The sequence below is a fragment of the Salinimicrobium sp. 3283s genome (assembly GCF_039602225.1).
GTDB lineage: Bacteria > Bacteroidota > Bacteroidia > Flavobacteriales > Flavobacteriaceae > Salinimicrobium > Salinimicrobium profundisediminis.
The window spans coordinates 14,209-30,962 of record NZ_CP143631.1; the positions used below are offsets into that span (position 1 = coordinate 14,209).

Genomic DNA, 16,754 nt, shown 5'->3' on the forward strand with positions numbered 1-16,754 from the left:
TTCAGTTCATAGCTCAATCCAAAACTGATGTTACTGTAAGTATAGACCAGGTTGAAGGAGACGAAAGGATCTAAATACACGTTAAAATCATCAGTAAAAGCTGGAACTATTCCCCCTTACTGCTGAAATGGGATTATCATGTTATTCCTATAGAAAAAATAAATACTTTTGCAGCTACTTTAATATAAGGATCTATGACTATTACCCAGTTACATTACGTTTTAGCCGTTGCCGAGCATCAAAACTTTACGAAAGCTGCACAAAAAGTATTTGTAACCCAACCCACCCTCAGTATGCAGATTCAAAAGCTGGAGGATGAACTGGACGTTCTCATTTTTGACCGCAGTAAAAAACCAATTGAGCTTACTGCTACCGGGAGAAAAATTGTTCAGCAGGCGCGAAATATCGTCAATGAGAGTGATAGAATTAAAGATATTGTAGATCAGCAAAAAGGTTTTGTTGGCGGACTTTTCAGGTTGGGAGTGATTCCAACGGTTATGCCTACGCTCCTGCCCATGTTCCTGAATAATTTTATCAAGAAATACCCAAAGGTAAAGCTGAAGATCGAAGAGCTGCATACCGAAGCCATGATTGAAAAACTGGCAGATGGGCATCTTGATGCAGCCATTGCAGCGACCCCGCTGGGACTACCAAATATTAAAGAACAGGTACTTTTTTATGAACCTTTTGTAGGATATATACCTCCCGGCCACAGGCTCAACTCTAAAGACAAACTGAAGGTTGAAGATCTTGACCTCGATGACATTTTGTTGCTAGAAGACGGCCACTGTTTTAAGGATGGGATCCTCAATCTATGCAAAGCGACGCGGCAATCAAATGACGATCATTTTCAGCTGGAGAGTGGCAGCTTTGAAACCATGATCAAACTTGCAAATGAAGGCCTGGGAATGACGCTTCTGCCCTACCTTCATACCTTAGACTTAAAGGGTGAAGACCAAAAGAATATCAAAATGTTTGTTGAACCAACTCCCGCGAGAGAAGTTAGCCTTATATACAATAAGAGCGAATTGAAAATGCAGATTATAGAGGCGCTTCGCAGTACAATAGCCGGAGTGGTTAAAGGGGCAATAACCTTTCAAAATGTGCAGATTATTAGCCCTGTAAACAAGAAGTAAATACAGATAATGTATAAAAAGGAGGCAGCCTGAAATTATTTTTTCAGGCTGCCTCTTTTATTTTAAGGGTTTAAGTAAATAAGACATTGGTTTAATTCGGGATTTTGCCGAATAAGTGAAAAAATATAAAGCTTCAACTCTTCAATCTCATAAGGTAATAATCGTTGAAGTGCCTTTTTCACCTCTTTGCAGAACAGAGTTACATCAAAACTTACTTTGCTTAGTACCGTCTTGGTGTACTCAAACATCGCTCTTGCCATAATGATAAAATTAGTTAACCTTGGTTAGAATAAGTAATGGTTATCTATAAGCGAAATCGTTTTCGTTAATGGTATAAAAATACATCTTTTTTTCAAAAACCGGAACAAGATGAAGCTAATTTAACACTCTTAAAAACGATTATCGCCACTTACCATATTTCCAAGGCCTCCCAGGATACTTCCCTCTCCTTTATCTTTACCTCCACCCTGTGGTGCCGCAGCTAAAATGCGTCCTGCAAGCCGGCTAAAAGGTAATGACTGCACAAAAACAGTTCCCGGCCCTGTAAGCGTAGCATAAAATAATCCTTCCCCTCCAAAAAGGCTGTTTTTAATACCTCCTATAAATTCAATGTCGTAATTCACATCTTTCGTAAAACCAATAATACAACCGGTATCTACCTTTAGTTTTTCTCCCGGCTGCAGTACTTTTTTTGCTGTTGTACCACCAGAATGTACAAAGGCCATACCATCACCTTCAAGCTTCTGCATTATAAAACCTTCTCCCCCAAAGAATCCCCTGCCAAGTCGGCGACTAAATTCCACACCTATAGCCACGCCTTTGGCTGCACATAAAAATGCATCTTTCTGGCAAATGAACTTACCTCCAAATTCGTTAAGGTCTAATGGGATCACCTTCCCCGGATAGGGAGAAGCAAAACTGATCTTTTTCTTACCTGAAATCTCATTTGTAAATACAGTCATAAAGAGGCTCTCCCCGGTAAGCAATCTTTTTCCGGCTCCCAGGACTTTCCCTAAAAATCCTTCATTTTGTTTTGAACCGTCCCCAAAGATGGTGTCCATTTTGATGCCGTTATCCATCATCATAAAATTTCCTGCTTCGGCGATTACCGCTTCCTGCGGATCCAGTTCCAGCTCTACATACTGCATCTCCTCTCCAAATATCTCGTAATCTATTTCATGTGCATTCATCTTATAAAGGTTTAAAGTTTAAAGTTTAAAAATTTATTCAAAAAATTTGATCGCACAAGCCTGAGCACAGAAAAATTTCATAAAATGCCCGGCATGAATTAAAATCTGTGCCATCTTAGCTATTGCCTACTATTTTACTGCACACTGCCTACTTTAATTTAATTGTCCATTCAAAATCAAAAACAGAAACTTCCTGCCCATCTTCATTTACCCCATGAGAACGCATCCAGAAGGTCTGCCCCTCCCCTGTCTTTATAGTTTCTTCAATAGCAGCCGATATAAGATGCGCATCATTACATATAAAACTAATCTTCCCGGTTGCTTTTTTGGTAAACCTTGATTTATTCTGTGCAACGAGCATTGAAATTGGCCTTTTTGAAGCCTTAATTGAAGCCATTACCAGCGCACCTGTACTTAATTCGGCAGCCATAGCCTGTACTGCAAAATATAAAGAGTTAAAAGGGTTTTGATTAATCCAGCTGTGCTTTACAGTTGTAAGGCAGTGGTTTTCATCAATCTCCTTAACCCTTACTCCAGTTAACCATGCACTGGGTAGCTTAAACATTAAGAAGGTATTTAATTTTTGGGAGGAAACTTCCATACTTAGTAAGAGTTTTTCTAAAAGTATTCAATTTTAATAACATCCTCAAATGTTAAATTCTCAAGCCTAAACAAAAATTATAGTACTTTGTTTTGCATAATACCATCTTTAAGATATATATTTGCATTAGAAAATCAATCAAATGAACAATCAATCAACAAATCCCGACAAAACAGTGGCAGCTTTAATCCACTTATCCACCTTTAGTCAATTCTTCTTTCCGTTTGGAAATTTTATTTTTCCTTTGATCTTTTGGACGGCAAAAAAGAACGACCCGTTTGTAAATGAACATGGCAAACAAGCTCTAAATTTTCAGATAAGCCTGTTCCTGTATGCTTTTTTCCTGGTAATGATAGGAGTAGCTGGTGCCATACTTATAGGGCTCAACATTAACTTCGAGGATTCATTTTATATAAATGATCATCATCAATGGATAGGAAATCCTCTTGAGGCAGGGCCTGTTACCATTTATATCATGACGATGGCCCTCCTGGTTCTTGCGCTCTTTGTACTGAATGTCTACGGAGTAGTTTCAGCTACCATTAAGGCTGGTGAAGGAAAATTTTACAAATATCCGCTGGCCATTAATTTTTTAAATGCCGGTAAACCTAAAGATCTATTTACAGCTTCAGGTAATTCTGAAGATCAAACCGCTTAAAAATATCCTCATCAAATATTTTCTAATCATCAATCAATCAAAAAATGAACAGTTCAACAACATTCAAAACTCAACACTATGAAGATTGAAAACACGAAGGCACAAATGCGCAAAGGTGTTTTGGAATACTGTATTTTATCTGTTTTAAGAGATAATGATGCATATGTAGCCGAAATTCTGGATACCTTAAAAGGCGCCAAACTCCTGGTGGTAGAAGGCACTATTTATCCTTTATTAACCCGCCTCAAAAATGCCGGCTTACTTTCTTATCGCTGGGAAGAATCTACCAGCGGCCCACCAAGAAAATATTATGGCCTCACAGAAACCGGAAAAATCTTTCTTAAAGAGCTCACCCATACATGGGAAGAACTGCAAACCGCAGTGACAATCGTAACCACCCAAAAACCTAAAAATCATGAATAAGACAGTCAATATAAATCTTGCCGGCATTTTCTTTCATATTGATGAAGATGCTTATGCCAGGCTACAACATTACCTTGAGGCTATAAAACGATCTCTCACCAACACCTCTGGACAGGAGGAGATCATTCATGATATTGAAGCCCGGATAGCCGAACTTTTTGCTGAAAAGATCAAAAATGAAAGACAGGTAATCGGGATACGGGAAGTAGATGAAGTGATCTCTGTGATGGGACAACCCGAAGATTATGTCATTGATGACGAGATCTTTGAGGATGAACCAGTGTATACCAAAACAAGAGGTAAAAAGCTATTTCGAGATACAGAGCACAGTTATGTAGGAGGAGTATCATCGGGGCTTGCTCATTATACAGGGATTGATGCTGTATGGATAAGAATCCTGTGGATTCTCCTTACCATTTTTTCTACCGGCGCTTTTATACTCATTTATATCGCTCTTTGGATCTTTGTGCCCGAAGCTAAAACCACTGCCGATAAACTTGCCATGCGTGGGGAACCGGTAACCATTAGCAACATTGAACGCAAAATAAGAGAGGGGTTTGATGATGTGTCGGGAAAGGTAAAAGACATCAACTACGAGAAATACGGTTATAAGGCCCGCGCCGGTGCAAACTCGGCTGCGACCGCAGTAGGTGATGTCGTAAAATTCATTCTTAACCTGTTCGTGAAACTTATTGGGATATTTCTCATCCTCATAGCCGGATCTACACTTATAGGATTGTTTATTGGGCTGTTTTCAATAGGAACCTTTGGGATCATTGAAGCCCCATGGACAGATTTTGTTGAAATCGCCGGCCCTGGCGCAGACAGCATCTGGGTTATTTCAATACTGGCCTTCTTTGCTGTGGGCATCCCGTTCTTTTTCCTGTTCATACTTGGATTAAAGATCCTGGTCAAAAACCTGCGATCTATTGGAAGAACTGCAAAGCTTGTACTATTAGGACTTTGGATTATCTCAGTACTCGGACTCATTTTCTTCGGAATTCAACAGGCTACCGAAAGAGCTTTTGATGGAGAAGTGAGAATTTCTGAAAATCTTCCTATAAAAGCCAATGACACTTTATATGTCAACATGATGGGAGATCCGCAGTTTAATTCTACCCCGTATCAATCAGGTGATTTCAACATCTCCTATGACGATAGCAACAAAAAAGTGATCTGGTCTCAGAATGTGCAGTTGATTGTAAAATCCACTTCCGATTCAACCGGGAGAATGGAGATCGTTAAAATTGCTGAAGGTAAAACCTATGATGAAGCCAGGCAGAGAGCCGAAGAGATAAATTACAGTACAAGTTTCTCTAACGGAAATCTTGACCTAAGCGGAATCCTAACGACAGATCCTTCCAACAAGCACAGAGAACAAAAAGTACAAGTTACTCTATTTCTTCCAATAGGAACAGTACTTTACGCCGCAGATAACACCTATTCCTTCCATAGGAACACAGATTATTACGGAGATATTCTTCACAACGGTTATGAAGAACAGTATCTTAAGATCACCCGTGAGGGCGCAGAATGTCTTGATTGTCCTGCCGAGGAGGAAGATCCCTGGAGTGATTCTGAAACTGACTGGGATACTGAAGAAAGCACGGAGGAACCTTTTGAAGAAGATTTCCCCAATGAAGAACAATCCACTATTGAAACCGATACAATAACGGGAGAATGAGTGTTCTTTTAGAGATTTTAATTGCCATCTTTCTCAATTTCCTGGTTTCTACAGGAGATGAGGAAGTTAAACCCGAGCAACCGGAAAAAGCGGGAATCGAACAGGTTTCCAAAGCTACTTCCGATGAATGTTAGAATCCTACCTTAAATAAAACGAGGTCGTCTACAAAGCAATTTTTAGGCGACCTTTTTTCTTGGATAATTTTTCAAGAAGGGTTTTTCTTTTTTTTTAGTTTGTAGCGAGGATTAAAAAAAATGTTTAGAAAAACCTTCTCTAGGCTATACTGACTTCTTTAAGTTATGTGCCATGGCTATTAGCCCTATTTCTGTAGTTACTTTCTCCATTCCCCGTAGCATAAATCGCTTGAAGCCATATTTTGCTTAATATTTCCAAAGGCTGCCTCTACATCCCAGCACCTTCGCTTACGATGAGCTATCACAACTTCACTGAGCAGTAAATTTTTTGCTTTCTCTTTTAGGTGGACCAGATTGTGGTTATGTTCAATTACCCTCCCTTTTGCCCTAAAGCAACCGCCCCGCAGTGGACAGCCATGGCAGTTTTAAGCCTGATAGCAGTGGATTGCTTTAGTAAAGTCATTCTTGATTTTACTTTGGTAGATGTCGGTTTCTGAATACAGTGTGATTTTTTGAAACCAGATCATCATAGCTGGGGGAATAAGACTTAATTGATTTTGATGATAAATCTTAAAAACTACTTTTCTTCTAATACATTAAAAATAAGCAGCTACACCTTTTTAAACAAAAAAAAAGCGCTGCCAAATGACAGCGCTTTAAAAATTATCTCCAAAGTTCCTCCCCTTTCCAAGGGGAGGTTAGGAGGGGTTTACTTCACTTCTTCAAAGTCAACGTCTTCTACATCGTCACCTTGCTTGGCATCGCCTCCGGCTTGTCCGCCTTCGGCTCCGGTAGCTCCCTGTTGTGGGCCACCTGGTTGTCCGCCAGCTTCGGCTTGTGCTTTGTACATTTCTTCAGAAGCTACTTTCCATGCCTCATTGATCTTATCTAATGCAGGCTGAATAGTTTCTACTTCTTTAGTCTCATAAGCTTTCTTAAGCTCTTCCAAAGCGTCTTCGATTGGCTTCTTCTTATCATCAGAAAGTTTATCACCAAATTCTTTCAACTGACTTTCAGTTTGGAAAATCATAGCATCGGCTTCGTTCAGCTTATCTACTTTTTCTTTGGCTTTTTTATCGCTTTCGGCATTCGCTTCAGCTTCCTGCTTCATCTTTTGGATCTCTTCTTCGGTAAGGCCAGAAGAAGCCTCGATCCTAATATCCTGAGATTTACCGGTAGCTTTATCTGTAGCGCTTACTTTGATGATACCGTTGGCATCAATGTCAAAGGTCACTTCAATTTGAGGTGTTCCTCTTCGTGCCGGTGGAATTCCGTCAAGGTGGAATCTACCAATAGTTTTATTATCATTTGCCATTGGGCGCTCTCCCTGCAACACGTGGATCTCAACAGATGGCTGATTATCGGCCGCAGTAGAGAATACCTGTGATTTCTTGGTTGGGATAGTGGTGTTAGATTCAATTAATTTGGTCATTACACCTCCCATAGTTTCAATACCAAGAGATAACGGAGTAACATCAAGAAGCAATACATCTTTTACATCTCCGGTCAATACACCACCCTGGATAGCAGCACCAATCGCTACAACCTCATCTGGATTCACTCCTTTTGATGGTTTCTTTCCGAAGAATTTTTCAACTTCTTCCTGAATTTTAGGGATACGGGTTGATCCCCCAACAAGAATTACTTCGTCGATATCACTTTTTGAAAGACCTGCATCGCTAAGTGCTTTTTGCACAGGATCCATAGAACGTTTCACCAAAGTATCGGCAAGTTGCTCAAATTTAGATCTTGTTAAAGTCTCTACAAGGTGCTTAGGCCCGCTTGCAGTAGCAGTAACGTATGGCAGGTTAATTTCGGTTTGAGAAGAAGAGGAAAGCTCGATTTTAGCTTTCTCGGCAGCTTCCTTCAAACGCTGAAGTGCCATAGGATCTTTTCTAAGGTCGATGTCTTCAGCTTTTTGGAATGTATCTGCAAGCCAGTCGATGATCACCTCATCAAAATCATCACCTCCAAGGTGCGTATCACCATTTGTAGAAAGTACTTCAAATACTCCGTCTCCTAATTCAAGGATAGAGATATCAAATGTACCACCACCAAGGTCATAAACAGCGATCTTCTGGTCCTGAGATTTTTTGTCAAGTCCGTAAGCCAGTGCAGCTGCAGTTGGCTCGTTAATGATCCTTCTTACCTTAAGACCTGCGATCTCTCCGGCTTCTTTTGTAGCCTGGCGCTGAGAGTCATTAAAGTAAGCCGGTACGGTAATAACAGCTTCGTTTACATCCTGCCCAAGATAATCTTCGGCAGTTTTCTTCATTTTTTGAAGCACCATGGCAGAAAGTTCCTGCGGAGTGTATTTACGGCCGTCAATCTCTACACGTGGAGTATCATTGTCACCTTTTACTACTTTATAAGGAACTCTTCCGGCTTCTTTAGAAACTTCGGAATATTTATTTCCCATAAACCTCTTGATAGAGGAAATGGTCTTTTGTGGGTTAGTTACAGCCTGACGCTTTGCAGGATCCCCTACTTTTATTTCGCCTCCTTCTACAAATGCGATTACAGAAGGAGTAGTTCTTTTTCCTTCGGCATTAGGTATTACCGTTGGCTCGTTACCTTCCATTACGGCAACACAAGAGTTGGTAGTACCTAAGTCGATTCCAATTATTTTACTCATAATTCTATAGGTTGTTATTTATTATTTCTGATTTTTTTGAACAACCTCTTAAAGTCAATCATTATGCCACCCGAAATTATATGACAGGATGTCATAAAAGAAAGACAGGTAGCTGACTCCTTCAAGTTAAGACCTACTGCCTACCTTAAGAAGTTCCTGCCATTGTGTGGTATAATACGGGCTTCGATGTTTTTTAATAAGCTCCCATTCCTGCTTTCGCCTACCGGTAATAGCTGAAGCGACTGTGGCCTTTCCATATTTGTTATTGATACCATCAAAAACTTTCATAAGCACAGGATTAGAAATTTTGGAAGGTTGTTCAAATAAATTAGCCTGCACATATTCCTGTGGAATAATTCCGCTCAAATTAACTCCTACTTTCTTATAGCGAAAACCTGGTTTATATATTCTATGTAAGGCTTTTCTTGCTTCGCTTATCAAAACAAATGTATTATTGGTAGGAACAGGCAAAGTCACAGTACAACTTTCAGAATATCGTTTATCAATTTTACTGTGATAATTGGTATGCACAAACACCTGCACATATGAAGCGCATGAACCCTGTGCCCGCATCACCTCGCTTACCTCGCTAATGTAATAAGCACATGCTTCTTCAATCATGTCGAGATCTTCCAGTCGCTTTCCGAAGGACTTTGCTGTACCTATTCCTTTTTTAGGTTTAGGGATAGTGGTAAATTCTATACATGATTCCCCTCTCAATTCACGCCACAAACGTTCTCCAACTACAGTCATCTCCTTACGCACCCAGGCAAGAGGCGTGTTGTGTGCAAAATCAAACGCAGTAAACACTTTCTTTTCCTGAAGCCGCCTGGCATGTTGCCTTCCTATTCCCCATACATCACCAATTTTTACTTTTTTTAAAGCTGCTTTTCTTTTTTCTTCAGAATCAATTATATATACATGGTCGTGCACTTCCTCTTTTTTAGCTATCCGGTTTGCCAGTTTAGCAAGGACTTTTGTAGGAGCAATACCTACCCCCACCGGTAAACCCGTATACCGAAGAATCTGTTCTTTAATATTGCTACCGTACTTAGGAAGGTCTAAATGATTTATGCCAGTTAATTCTACAAAAGCTTCATCAATACTGTAAACTTCTACCATTGGAGAAAAAGTCTTCAAAATATTCATCACCCGCTGGGACATTTCTCCATATAAGGTGTAATTAGAAGAAAAGAAAGTCACATTATTTTTTACCAGAATATCTTTAATCTTAAAGACAGGCTCAAACATGGGGATGTGTGCCAGAGATTTAGCCTCTTTATTTGCTGCAATTACACAACCATCATTGTTGCTTAACACTACTACCGGCTTCCCCAAAAGATCGGGTCTAAAAACTTGTTCGCAGGAAGCATAAAAGCTATTACAATCTACCATCGCAATCATATCATAGCATGAATTATATAAGTAACCACCCCCCACAACAAGAATTCAGGCTGCGTAGATTTACCTGAAAATTGCACAATATCAAATTCCCCATCTTTTATTATAAGTGCAATACGACCTGGTTTAAGCTCCATAGACCGGTCTATAATTAGAACATCTTTATCCCAAATATTAAATTTAGACCAGTTATTGCCTTCAACTCTAATGAAAAATGTCGCATCCTGATTGTAAATTAATTCACTATTTAAATCTATTGGCGCCTCGTAATAATGAGTAGCCGCACTAGGAAACCCTGTTTGCTTTGAAACTTCTGCAGCGTGTCTTTCTTTTCGCTTCTGTATCTTTCCAAAAGTATTTACTTGCATGATTCAAAATTAGGAAATATTCCATAATAACATGGATTATTTCCTAATTATTTTATACGGTCATTCAAAAAGAAAGATTTAATTTTACCCAAATTTTTATTCCTGAATGCAAAAAATCGAAAGTATCAGCGTTTTTGACATGCTAAAAATAGGAGTTGGTCCTTCCAGCTCCCACACCCTTGGCCCATGGCGGGCAGCCGAAAGGTGGATCGGGGAATTAAAGCAAGCCAGAAAATTTGATGAAGTAGAAAAGGTGACCATCAACCTGTACGGATCTCTTTCCCTTACCGGAAAAGGCCACGCTACAGACCTTGCCTCTGTCCTTGGGCTTTTAGGCTATGATCCTGTCACTGTTCCCGTAGAGAATATTGATCCCGAGATTAATAACATCCGTACTTTTAACCGGCTTAACCTAAACGGCGAGCGCAGTATTGACTTTAGCCTCGAAAACGATATCGTTTTTAACAAGAAGTTCCTGCCATTTCATCCTAACGGAATGAAATTCACAGCCCGACTTTCCTCCGGAAAAACAACCTCCTCCACGTTCTATTCTATTGGCGGCGGATTTGTAGTAAAGGAAGAACGAAAGAATGCCAAGAAGCAGCTGAAGAAATTTAAGGAATTCCCTTTTCCAATTGTAAAAGGAACCGATCTTGCGGCATTTTGCAAACAGGAGAATAAGAAGATTTCCGAAATAGTTTATGAGAATGAAAAATCCCTTCGGACTGAAGAAGAAATTGACAGCGGACTCAAAGCTGTATGGGATGTAATGCTGGAATCTATGTACCTGGGCTGCCACACCGAAGGCACCCTCCCCGGAGGACTAAACGTGCGCCGCCGTGCTCCCGATTCTCACAAGAAGCTCATTGGAGATTCAAAGTATGACACCAAGGAAGAATGGATTGAAGCCATTCGAAATACCGAAGTAAAATTCCGGTCCATTCTCAAGTGGGTTAGCTGTTTCGCTTTGGGAGTAAATGAAGTGAACGCATCTCTTGGTAGAGTTGTCACCGCACCAACCAATGGTAGTGCCGGAGTGATTCCTGCTGTGCTCATGTATTATCTCACGATTGAAAACCACAACGCCGGATTTGAAAAGATCAAACAGTTCCTACTCGTTGCCGGAGAAATTGGAAGTTTATTTAAAAAAGGGGCTACCATATCGGCAGCTATGGGAGGTTGCCAGGCAGAAATCGGGGTTTCCTCCTCCATGGCTGCCGGGGCTTTGGCCGAAGTCATGGGCGGTACTCCCGAGCAGGTGATGATGGCTTCTGAAATTGCCATGGAACACCACCTCGGCCTCACCTGTGACCCTATCGCCGGATTGGTTCAAATCCCCTGTATTGAGAGAAACTCCATGGGTGCCATAAAAGCCATTAACGCCGCCGAAATGGCCATGGATGCAGATTCTATCCACGCTAAAGTTCCGCTCGATAAGGTGATCGAAACTATGTGGGAAACTGCAAAAGATATGAATTCCAAATATAAAGAAACCTCAGAAGGTGGACTGGCGGTAAGGGTGAGTTTGAGTGACTGTTAAACCTCCCCACCCTGCGGGCACCCCTCCTTGAAAAAAGGAGGGGAACACTTTGAAGTTGCGGGCAACTTCCCTGCCTGAAGGCAGGTTCAGGAGACAACCTCCGCTAAAGAAGATCCCTTCCTGCCGCAGGCAGAGTGAACGCGGAGCGAAACCAGCTTAAAGACAACTTCTCCACTTGTGGAGGGTTTCGCGGAGCGGAAATGTCTCCAACAGCTCCCCTCCTGTTTTCAAGGAGGGGTGGCAGGCGATAGCCTGACGGGGTGGTCAGGCGCTACACCCGCGCAGCGGGACGAAGTCCGTCAAACCAAACCTAGTACTGTAGCTTCGAAAGCAACACAATCTGCCCCAAATGATAAGCATCATGTTGAATGATCCCCTGGATCAAATAATAAAACCGCTGCCCGTTCCCCGGATAGGTTTTTTCCAGATCTTCATCCTGCAAATTATCAAGAAATTCCAGCCATTCTTGCTGGGTCTCTTCCAGATCCTGCAAAGTCCGCTGCCACGCCTCTTCAGAAGGATCTTCAATTTTTCTAATAAAATTATCTTCGGGGACAGGGACAATAGTGCCAGATAAACGCTTCAGGATCATGCGCCGCCACTCAATGATATGATTGAGGATTTGCCAAATGGAATTTCGGCCTTCAGCAATTTTTTTAAAAGCTTTTTCCGCAGAAATTTCATGAAGTGTCTGCTTCAGAGTGACATCAATCCATGGATCGCCATTATAGAGTTGTGAAAATTCCTGTTTTAATCTTTGTGTTTCCATGCTATTTGAGTTTCTTATATTCACAACCTTCCCTCCTTCTGGTATCAATAAGATAGATGATCTTCCATTCGCCCTTCTGCTTCAAAAGCTGAAAATTATTCACGCCGCAGTGGCTAAAGGCGTCATTGAGGTAAAAAGAATAAGGCGTCCAGGCATTTGCCATATCGCCATCTATTTTGATCACATACTCGTGAAGCACTTCCTTGAAAGTGGTCTTTAGAGGAATGGAAACAATTCCCTTCAGTACTTTTTCAAGCTCCTCATTCACTAATTGTGGGACCCCGTCTTCTCCCTTTGCAATACTCTGTATCACAGGATCTTCATAAAAAACGGATTTCATCATCAAAGAATCCCTGGCATGGAAACCTTCAAAAAAAGTATGCACCACTTCTTTTACCTTTTCTTCTTCCGAAGAGGTCTGCGCGAAAGCCAGGGTGCCAAAAATGACAAAAACAGCAGTGGTTACAAGTCTTTTCATGTGTTCAGTTTTGAATGTAATTTAGTACTTTTACCTGAATTTTAATTTTACAAGTATGTCAGTCGCCAAGAAGCAATATAAAAGAATCACTACCAAATCGCTGGTTGAAATGAAAGCCCAGGGAGAGAAAATTTCAATGCTTACCTCCTATGACTTTTCGATGGCAAAAATAGTTGACGGTGCAGGGATAGACGTAATTTTGGTAGGAGATTCGGCCAGTAATGTGATGGCGGGACATGAAACTACACTTCCTATTACGCTTGACCAGATGATCTATCATGCGGTTAGTGTGGTGCGGGCGGTAGAACGGGCCTTGGTGGTTGTTGATCTTCCCTTCGGAAGCTATCAAAGTGATCCAAAAGAAGCCTTGCGTTCAGCGATAAGGATCATGAAAGAAAGCGGCGGACATGCAGTGAAGCTGGAAGGTGGAAAAGAGATTAAAGATTCAGTAAAACGTATCCTCAATGCCGGAATTCCGGTGATGGGCCACCTCGGGTTAACTCCGCAGTCCATCTACAAATTTGGAACCTATACGGTACGTGCTAAAGAAGAAGCTGAAGCTGAAAAACTGAAAACCGATGCGCTTATGCTCGAAAAAGCCGGTTGTTTTGCACTGGTATTAGAAAAAGTACCTGCCAAACTGGCCAAAGAAGTTGCTGAAAGCTTAACCATTCCTGTAATTGGAATTGGCGCCGGAAATGGTGTTGACGGACAGGTACTTGTAGTTCACGACATGATTGGTATGACCCACGAGTTTAATCCAAGATTCCTAAGAAGGTATTTAGACCTGTATTCAGAAATGACGAAGGCGTTCGAGCAATATCGGGATGATGTGAAGAGCAGGAATTTCCCATCAGATGATGAACAATATTAGAGAAGTTCAGAGTTAGGAGTGGGTTCTGAGAAGTAATTGTAAAATAATGAAAATAGCGTATTCAAAAAGGCGACTTTATTCCAACCTTGTGTTGGGAGGACTTTTCGTCATTTTAGGTGGTCTCAAAATATATGAAGGAACCGCCAGCTATTTCACCTTTTTTCAGCTTCTCCTCGGAATATTATTAATTGGAGCTTTCTTTTTTCAGAAAAAGCATCAGTATCTGAGTATTCAAAAAGGGTTATTAACAAAGAATTCTCTCCGAAAGCAATCAATTGAGCTTGATGAAATTGAGCAGGTACAGTCTTTTCCCGGCAGGATAAAACTTTTTACTTCCGAAGAAAAGCTTAGCATCAATACTGAAGTCATAGAAAACGACTCGTTGCACAAACTCTTAAGCACTTTGGGTTCTTTGGAGGTGGAGCAAAATCCGTTTGTTGGCTATGCTACAAAACCCATTTAAAATTTGCCATTTTTGGAAAGTAAGACAATCTCAACACCACAAAACCTACAGGTACTTTACGAAGACAATCATTTGATCATCGTAAATAAACGTCCTGGGGATATAGTGCAGGGGGATAAAACAGGAGATGTACCACTTAGCGAGGTTGTCAAGGAATACATAAAGATCAAGTACGATAAACCCGGAAATGTATACCTGGGAGTGGTTCACCGCCTTGACCGCCCTACCAGCGGGATTGTGTTGTTCTCCAAAACTTCAAAAGCGCTACCCCGTCTCAACAAGCTTTTTAAAGAAAAGGAGGCGAAAAAGATGTATTGGGCCGTGGTAAAGAATGCACCGCCAAAGCAACAGGACACCCTGGTGCATTTCATGAAGCGAAATCCTAAACAGAATAAATCTTACGCGCACATAAAGGAAGTACCAGACTCCAAAAAAGCCATTTTAGAGTACCGGGTTATAAAAGAACTGAATAATTATTACCTCCTGGAGATCGATTTGCATACCGGCAGGCATCACCAGATCAGGAGCCAGTTATCATCTATTGGCTGCCCAATAAAAGGTGATCTCAAGTATGGTTTTGACCGCAGCAATAAAGACGGTAGCATTCACCTACATGCCCGGAAGCTGGTTTTTAACCATCCGGTAAAAAAGGAAATACTGGAAGTCATTGCTCCGCCACCAAATGATCCTATATGGGAGGCTCCCAGGGCCTGATCTTTCTTACCTGGAGACCAGTTTCACCTTTTCGGCAATAATTTCGGCAACAGGCCGGTCTTCAATCCGGCTTTCGAGCCAGGACAGGATATCCAGATATAGAAATGCCCTTCGTTCATAAGGATGATCTTCGTAAACCTTCAGCGTACTGTGAAGCTTCCTGAATTCATCTTTAATGTACAGAGGAGAAACTTCGGGTAAATTCCGAAGAAACCTTATCATTTCCTTTTGAACTTTATGCATATCGTTCATTTTAATAAGGAATTTGTACGTTGACTTCACAAGGCTTTCAAGATGATAATCCTTTCCTGCCTCGTAATGGGCAACCAGATTAAGAATTCTTGAGAAGCACATGAGGTCTTCCCTTACTTCCAAAGATTTATTGTCAATGATCCTTTTCAGAAAGTCTATACACTTTGTGTAATTTCCATTTCCGAAGTATAAAGAGGCAATTTTATAATAGAAAATCATGATGTGGTGCCCGTCTATCCTGGAACCGTATTTTTTGATCTTCTTCTCAATTTTCTCTACCAGCGTATCCCCGTTATCAAAATCACCCTTCATAAACCTAAGGTTGAGTTTATTTGAATAAACGTAGAGAAACGACAGGGTAGCTATGTTGTCATCATCAGGAATTTTGGGATCTTTTAGAGTTTCCTCGAGATGTTTGAGCGTCTTTTCAAAAAGTGCTGTATGATTGAGATAAAACAACGATTCCAGCAAATAGTGATTCCCTTTTAAATAAGAAACAGGGTGCACGCTAATGAGGTGAGGATATTCCTTAAAAAGATCTATCCATTTGGAAGAATACCGGTAACAGGAAATAAAATTCTGGGAAATAAAGCTATACCACAAATGGGCTTTATATAACCACAGCTTTTCCCGGAAACCGAGTTTTGCAATATCAAATTCGGGCAGATTTTGTTTGAAATAATCACGAATAGTATCAGATTCTTCCTGAGTACGGGCGTGGCCCATCTTTAAAAAAATGTTATAAAGCTGAAGGGAAAGGTTAGAGAGCTTACCCGAAATGAGATTGAGTTCGGTAAGGTCTTTAGTTTCCTGTACCAGGGTCTCTGCCCTGTTGTGTGTACTGCGGGTGATGTATTGAGACTCGATGATCTTTTCCCACTCAAGAATATCATAAGCCAGCACTTTCTCTTCATAATGCAATGCTGTGGCTTTCACTTTCTCCAGGATCTTAAGGCTTTGCTTATAAAGCCCTTTTCGATATAAGATATAAGCAAAATCCATCTGCTCCCTAATATTAATAGGTACACTTTGATGTACGGGATTTAATTTTAGACTTATGAGCAACTGCTTATAAAGATGGGCTTTGATGTTAGAAAGCTGCTGTTTGCTTATCGCTGTATTCTTTAGAATATATTCTTCATCATATTTCTTTTGCCTGGACATTACTTTGAACAGGTTAAGAAATTTACTGTCACTATTCACCCCAATTCGGCCAACGTACAGGGTAAACTGTCGTTTTTCGGAAGGTGAAAGTGACTTAATAAGAGAAAACAGGTTATCGGTTAATTCATTGGTCATTGTAACAAGATCAGGTGCAACTTATTGAAAATCAAATATTTTAAACTCTAATTTTATATTTAATTGTCGTAATAACAGGTATTTATTTCCTATGAAGGGAAATGAGCTGGTTAAATTAGTCAAAGTTATTGTAAA

Annotated in this window: 19 protein-coding genes; 9 read left to right on the plus strand and 10 right to left on the minus strand. The window is 40.7% G+C overall.

Annotation, left to right across the window (positions count from 1 at the left end; translation table 11 throughout):
• Positions 1–194 precede the first annotated feature (194 nt).
• Positions 195–1,136, plus strand: coding sequence for a LysR substrate-binding domain-containing protein (locus VS868_RS00070; RefSeq protein ID WP_345598766.1), 942 nt, complete (start codon positions 195–197; stop codon positions 1,134–1,136).
• A gap of 62 nt (positions 1,137–1,198) precedes the next feature.
• Here the strand turns inward: VS868_RS00070 and VS868_RS00075 are convergent, their stop codons facing one another.
• From VS868_RS00075 to VS868_RS00085, 3 genes are all read right to left on the minus strand, one after another.
• Positions 1,199–1,396 carry a hypothetical protein gene (locus VS868_RS00075; RefSeq protein ID WP_265163695.1) on the minus strand — a complete coding sequence of 66 codons (198 nt, stop codon included), beginning with the start codon at positions 1,394–1,396 and terminating at the stop codon, positions 1,199–1,201.
• Positions 1,397–1,525: 129 nt separating this feature from the next.
• Positions 1,526–2,326, minus strand: coding sequence for a TIGR00266 family protein (locus VS868_RS00080; protein WP_345598767.1), 801 nt, complete (start codon positions 2,324–2,326; stop codon positions 1,526–1,528).
• A 148-nt stretch (positions 2,327–2,474) separates the two neighbouring features.
• Entirely contained in the window at positions 2,475–2,927 is a 453-nt protein-coding gene (locus VS868_RS00085; RefSeq protein WP_345598768.1) for a DUF4442 domain-containing protein, read from the minus strand.
• Between the two features lie 142 nt (positions 2,928–3,069).
• Here VS868_RS00085 and VS868_RS00090 point away from each other — a divergent pair, with 142 nt between their 5' ends.
• From VS868_RS00090 to VS868_RS00105, 4 genes are all read left to right on the plus strand, one after another.
• Positions 3,070–3,585, plus strand: a complete 516-nt coding sequence (locus tag VS868_RS00090) for a DUF4870 domain-containing protein (RefSeq protein WP_345598769.1) — start codon at positions 3,070–3,072, stop codon at positions 3,583–3,585.
• Between the two features lie 78 nt (positions 3,586–3,663).
• A complete protein-coding gene (locus tag VS868_RS00095) occupies positions 3,664–4,008 on the plus strand; it encodes a PadR family transcriptional regulator (protein WP_345598770.1) in 345 nt (114 codons plus the stop codon).
• A complete protein-coding gene (locus VS868_RS00100) occupies positions 4,001–5,692 on the plus strand; it encodes a PspC domain-containing protein (protein WP_345598771.1) in 1,692 nt (563 codons plus the stop codon). Before VS868_RS00095 ends, VS868_RS00100 begins: the two co-directional genes overlap by 8 nt.
• A complete protein-coding gene (locus tag VS868_RS00105; RefSeq protein WP_345598772.1) occupies positions 5,689–5,826 on the plus strand; it encodes a hypothetical protein in 138 nt (45 codons plus the stop codon). Before VS868_RS00100 ends, VS868_RS00105 begins: the two co-directional genes overlap by 4 nt.
• A gap of 197 nt (positions 5,827–6,023) precedes the next feature.
• Here the strand turns inward: VS868_RS00105 and VS868_RS00110 are convergent, their stop codons facing one another.
• From VS868_RS00110 to VS868_RS00125, 4 genes are all read right to left on the minus strand, one after another.
• A complete protein-coding gene (locus VS868_RS00110; RefSeq protein WP_345599854.1) occupies positions 6,024–6,233 on the minus strand; it encodes a transposase in 210 nt (69 codons plus the stop codon).
• A gap of 302 nt (positions 6,234–6,535) precedes the next feature.
• The gene (gene dnaK / locus VS868_RS00115; RefSeq protein WP_345598773.1) at positions 6,536–8,461 is read right to left on the minus strand and encodes a molecular chaperone DnaK; all 1,926 of its coding nucleotides are present in this window, start codon (positions 8,459–8,461) and stop codon (positions 6,536–6,538) included.
• Between the two features lie 126 nt (positions 8,462–8,587).
• The gene (locus tag VS868_RS00120; RefSeq protein ID WP_345598774.1) at positions 8,588–9,865 is read right to left on the minus strand and encodes a Y-family DNA polymerase; all 1,278 of its coding nucleotides are present in this window, start codon (positions 9,863–9,865) and stop codon (positions 8,588–8,590) included.
• Positions 9,862–10,230, minus strand: coding sequence for a S24 family peptidase (locus tag VS868_RS00125; protein ID WP_266068821.1), 369 nt, complete (start codon positions 10,228–10,230; stop codon positions 9,862–9,864). Before VS868_RS00125 ends, VS868_RS00120 begins: the two co-directional genes overlap by 4 nt.
• A gap of 106 nt (positions 10,231–10,336) precedes the next feature.
• Here VS868_RS00125 and VS868_RS00130 point away from each other — a divergent pair, with 106 nt between their 5' ends.
• Complete coding sequence (locus VS868_RS00130) at positions 10,337–11,770, plus strand: L-serine ammonia-lyase (RefSeq protein ID WP_345598775.1); 1,434 nt, start codon at positions 10,337–10,339, stop codon at positions 11,768–11,770.
• A gap of 310 nt (positions 11,771–12,080) precedes the next feature.
• Here the strand turns inward: VS868_RS00130 and VS868_RS00135 are convergent, their stop codons facing one another.
• On the minus strand, positions 12,081–12,539 hold the full coding sequence (locus VS868_RS00135) for a DinB family protein (protein WP_345598776.1): 459 nt from the start codon (positions 12,537–12,539) through the stop codon (positions 12,081–12,083).
• Between the two features lies 1 nt (position 12,540).
• Complete coding sequence (locus VS868_RS00140) at positions 12,541–13,017, minus strand: nuclear transport factor 2 family protein (RefSeq protein WP_345598777.1); 477 nt, start codon at positions 13,015–13,017, stop codon at positions 12,541–12,543.
• 55 nt (positions 13,018–13,072) lie between these two features.
• Between VS868_RS00140 and panB the strand changes: the two genes are divergently transcribed.
• From panB to VS868_RS00155, 3 genes are read left to right on the plus strand one after another with little or no spacing between them, the layout of a single operon-like run.
• Positions 13,073–13,891, plus strand: a complete 819-nt coding sequence (gene panB, locus VS868_RS00145; protein WP_266068817.1) for a 3-methyl-2-oxobutanoate hydroxymethyltransferase — start codon at positions 13,073–13,075, stop codon at positions 13,889–13,891.
• A gap of 46 nt (positions 13,892–13,937) precedes the next feature.
• The gene (locus VS868_RS00150; protein ID WP_345598778.1) at positions 13,938–14,354 is read left to right on the plus strand and encodes a hypothetical protein; all 417 of its coding nucleotides are present in this window, start codon (positions 13,938–13,940) and stop codon (positions 14,352–14,354) included.
• A gap of 12 nt (positions 14,355–14,366) precedes the next feature.
• Positions 14,367–15,068, plus strand: a complete 702-nt coding sequence (locus VS868_RS00155) for an RNA pseudouridine synthase (protein ID WP_345598779.1) — start codon at positions 14,367–14,369, stop codon at positions 15,066–15,068.
• A 6-nt stretch (positions 15,069–15,074) separates the two neighbouring features.
• Here the strand turns inward: VS868_RS00155 and VS868_RS00160 are convergent, their stop codons facing one another.
• A complete protein-coding gene (locus tag VS868_RS00160; RefSeq protein ID WP_345598780.1) occupies positions 15,075–16,619 on the minus strand; it encodes a hypothetical protein in 1,545 nt (514 codons plus the stop codon).
• Between the last annotated feature and the right edge of the window lie 135 nt (positions 16,620–16,754).

What these genes read in the sequence shown, in the direction of transcription:
- VS868_RS00070 (WP_345598766.1), top strand. Translation starts at nt 195, where the DNA reads ATGACTATTACCCAGTTACATTACGTTTTAGCCGTTGCCGAGCATCAA.
- VS868_RS00075 (WP_265163695.1), bottom strand. Translation starts at nt 1,396, where the DNA reads ATGGCAAGAGCGATGTTTGAGTACACCAAGACGGTACTAAGCAAAGTA.
- VS868_RS00080 (WP_345598767.1), bottom strand. Translation starts at nt 2,326, where the DNA reads ATGAATGCACATGAAATAGATTACGAGATATTTGGAGAGGAGATGCAG.
- VS868_RS00085 (WP_345598768.1), bottom strand. Translation starts at nt 2,927, where the DNA reads ATGGAAGTTTCCTCCCAAAAATTAAATACCTTCTTAATGTTTAAGCTA.
- VS868_RS00090 (WP_345598769.1), top strand. Translation starts at nt 3,070, where the DNA reads ATGAACAATCAATCAACAAATCCCGACAAAACAGTGGCAGCTTTAATC.
- VS868_RS00095 (WP_345598770.1), top strand. Translation starts at nt 3,664, where the DNA reads ATGAAGATTGAAAACACGAAGGCACAAATGCGCAAAGGTGTTTTGGAA.
- VS868_RS00100 (WP_345598771.1), top strand. Translation starts at nt 4,001, where the DNA reads ATGAATAAGACAGTCAATATAAATCTTGCCGGCATTTTCTTTCATATT.
- VS868_RS00105 (WP_345598772.1), top strand. Translation starts at nt 5,689, where the DNA reads ATGAGTGTTCTTTTAGAGATTTTAATTGCCATCTTTCTCAATTTCCTG.
- dnaK (WP_345598773.1), bottom strand. Translation starts at nt 8,461, where the DNA reads ATGAGTAAAATAATTGGAATCGACTTAGGTACTACCAACTCTTGTGTT.
- VS868_RS00120 (WP_345598774.1), bottom strand. Translation starts at nt 9,865, where the DNA reads ATGATTGCGATGGTAGATTGTAATAGCTTTTATGCTTCCTGCGAACAA.
- VS868_RS00125 (WP_266068821.1), bottom strand. Translation starts at nt 10,230, where the DNA reads ATGCAAGTAAATACTTTTGGAAAGATACAGAAGCGAAAAGAAAGACAC.
- VS868_RS00130 (WP_345598775.1), top strand. Translation starts at nt 10,337, where the DNA reads ATGCAAAAAATCGAAAGTATCAGCGTTTTTGACATGCTAAAAATAGGA.
- VS868_RS00135 (WP_345598776.1), bottom strand. Translation starts at nt 12,539, where the DNA reads ATGGAAACACAAAGATTAAAACAGGAATTTTCACAACTCTATAATGGC.
- VS868_RS00140 (WP_345598777.1), bottom strand. Translation starts at nt 13,017, where the DNA reads ATGAAAAGACTTGTAACCACTGCTGTTTTTGTCATTTTTGGCACCCTG.
- panB (WP_266068817.1), top strand. Translation starts at nt 13,073, where the DNA reads ATGTCAGTCGCCAAGAAGCAATATAAAAGAATCACTACCAAATCGCTG.
- VS868_RS00150 (WP_345598778.1), top strand. Translation starts at nt 13,938, where the DNA reads ATGAAAATAGCGTATTCAAAAAGGCGACTTTATTCCAACCTTGTGTTG.
- VS868_RS00160 (WP_345598780.1), bottom strand. Translation starts at nt 16,619, where the DNA reads ATGACCAATGAATTAACCGATAACCTGTTTTCTCTTATTAAGTCACTT.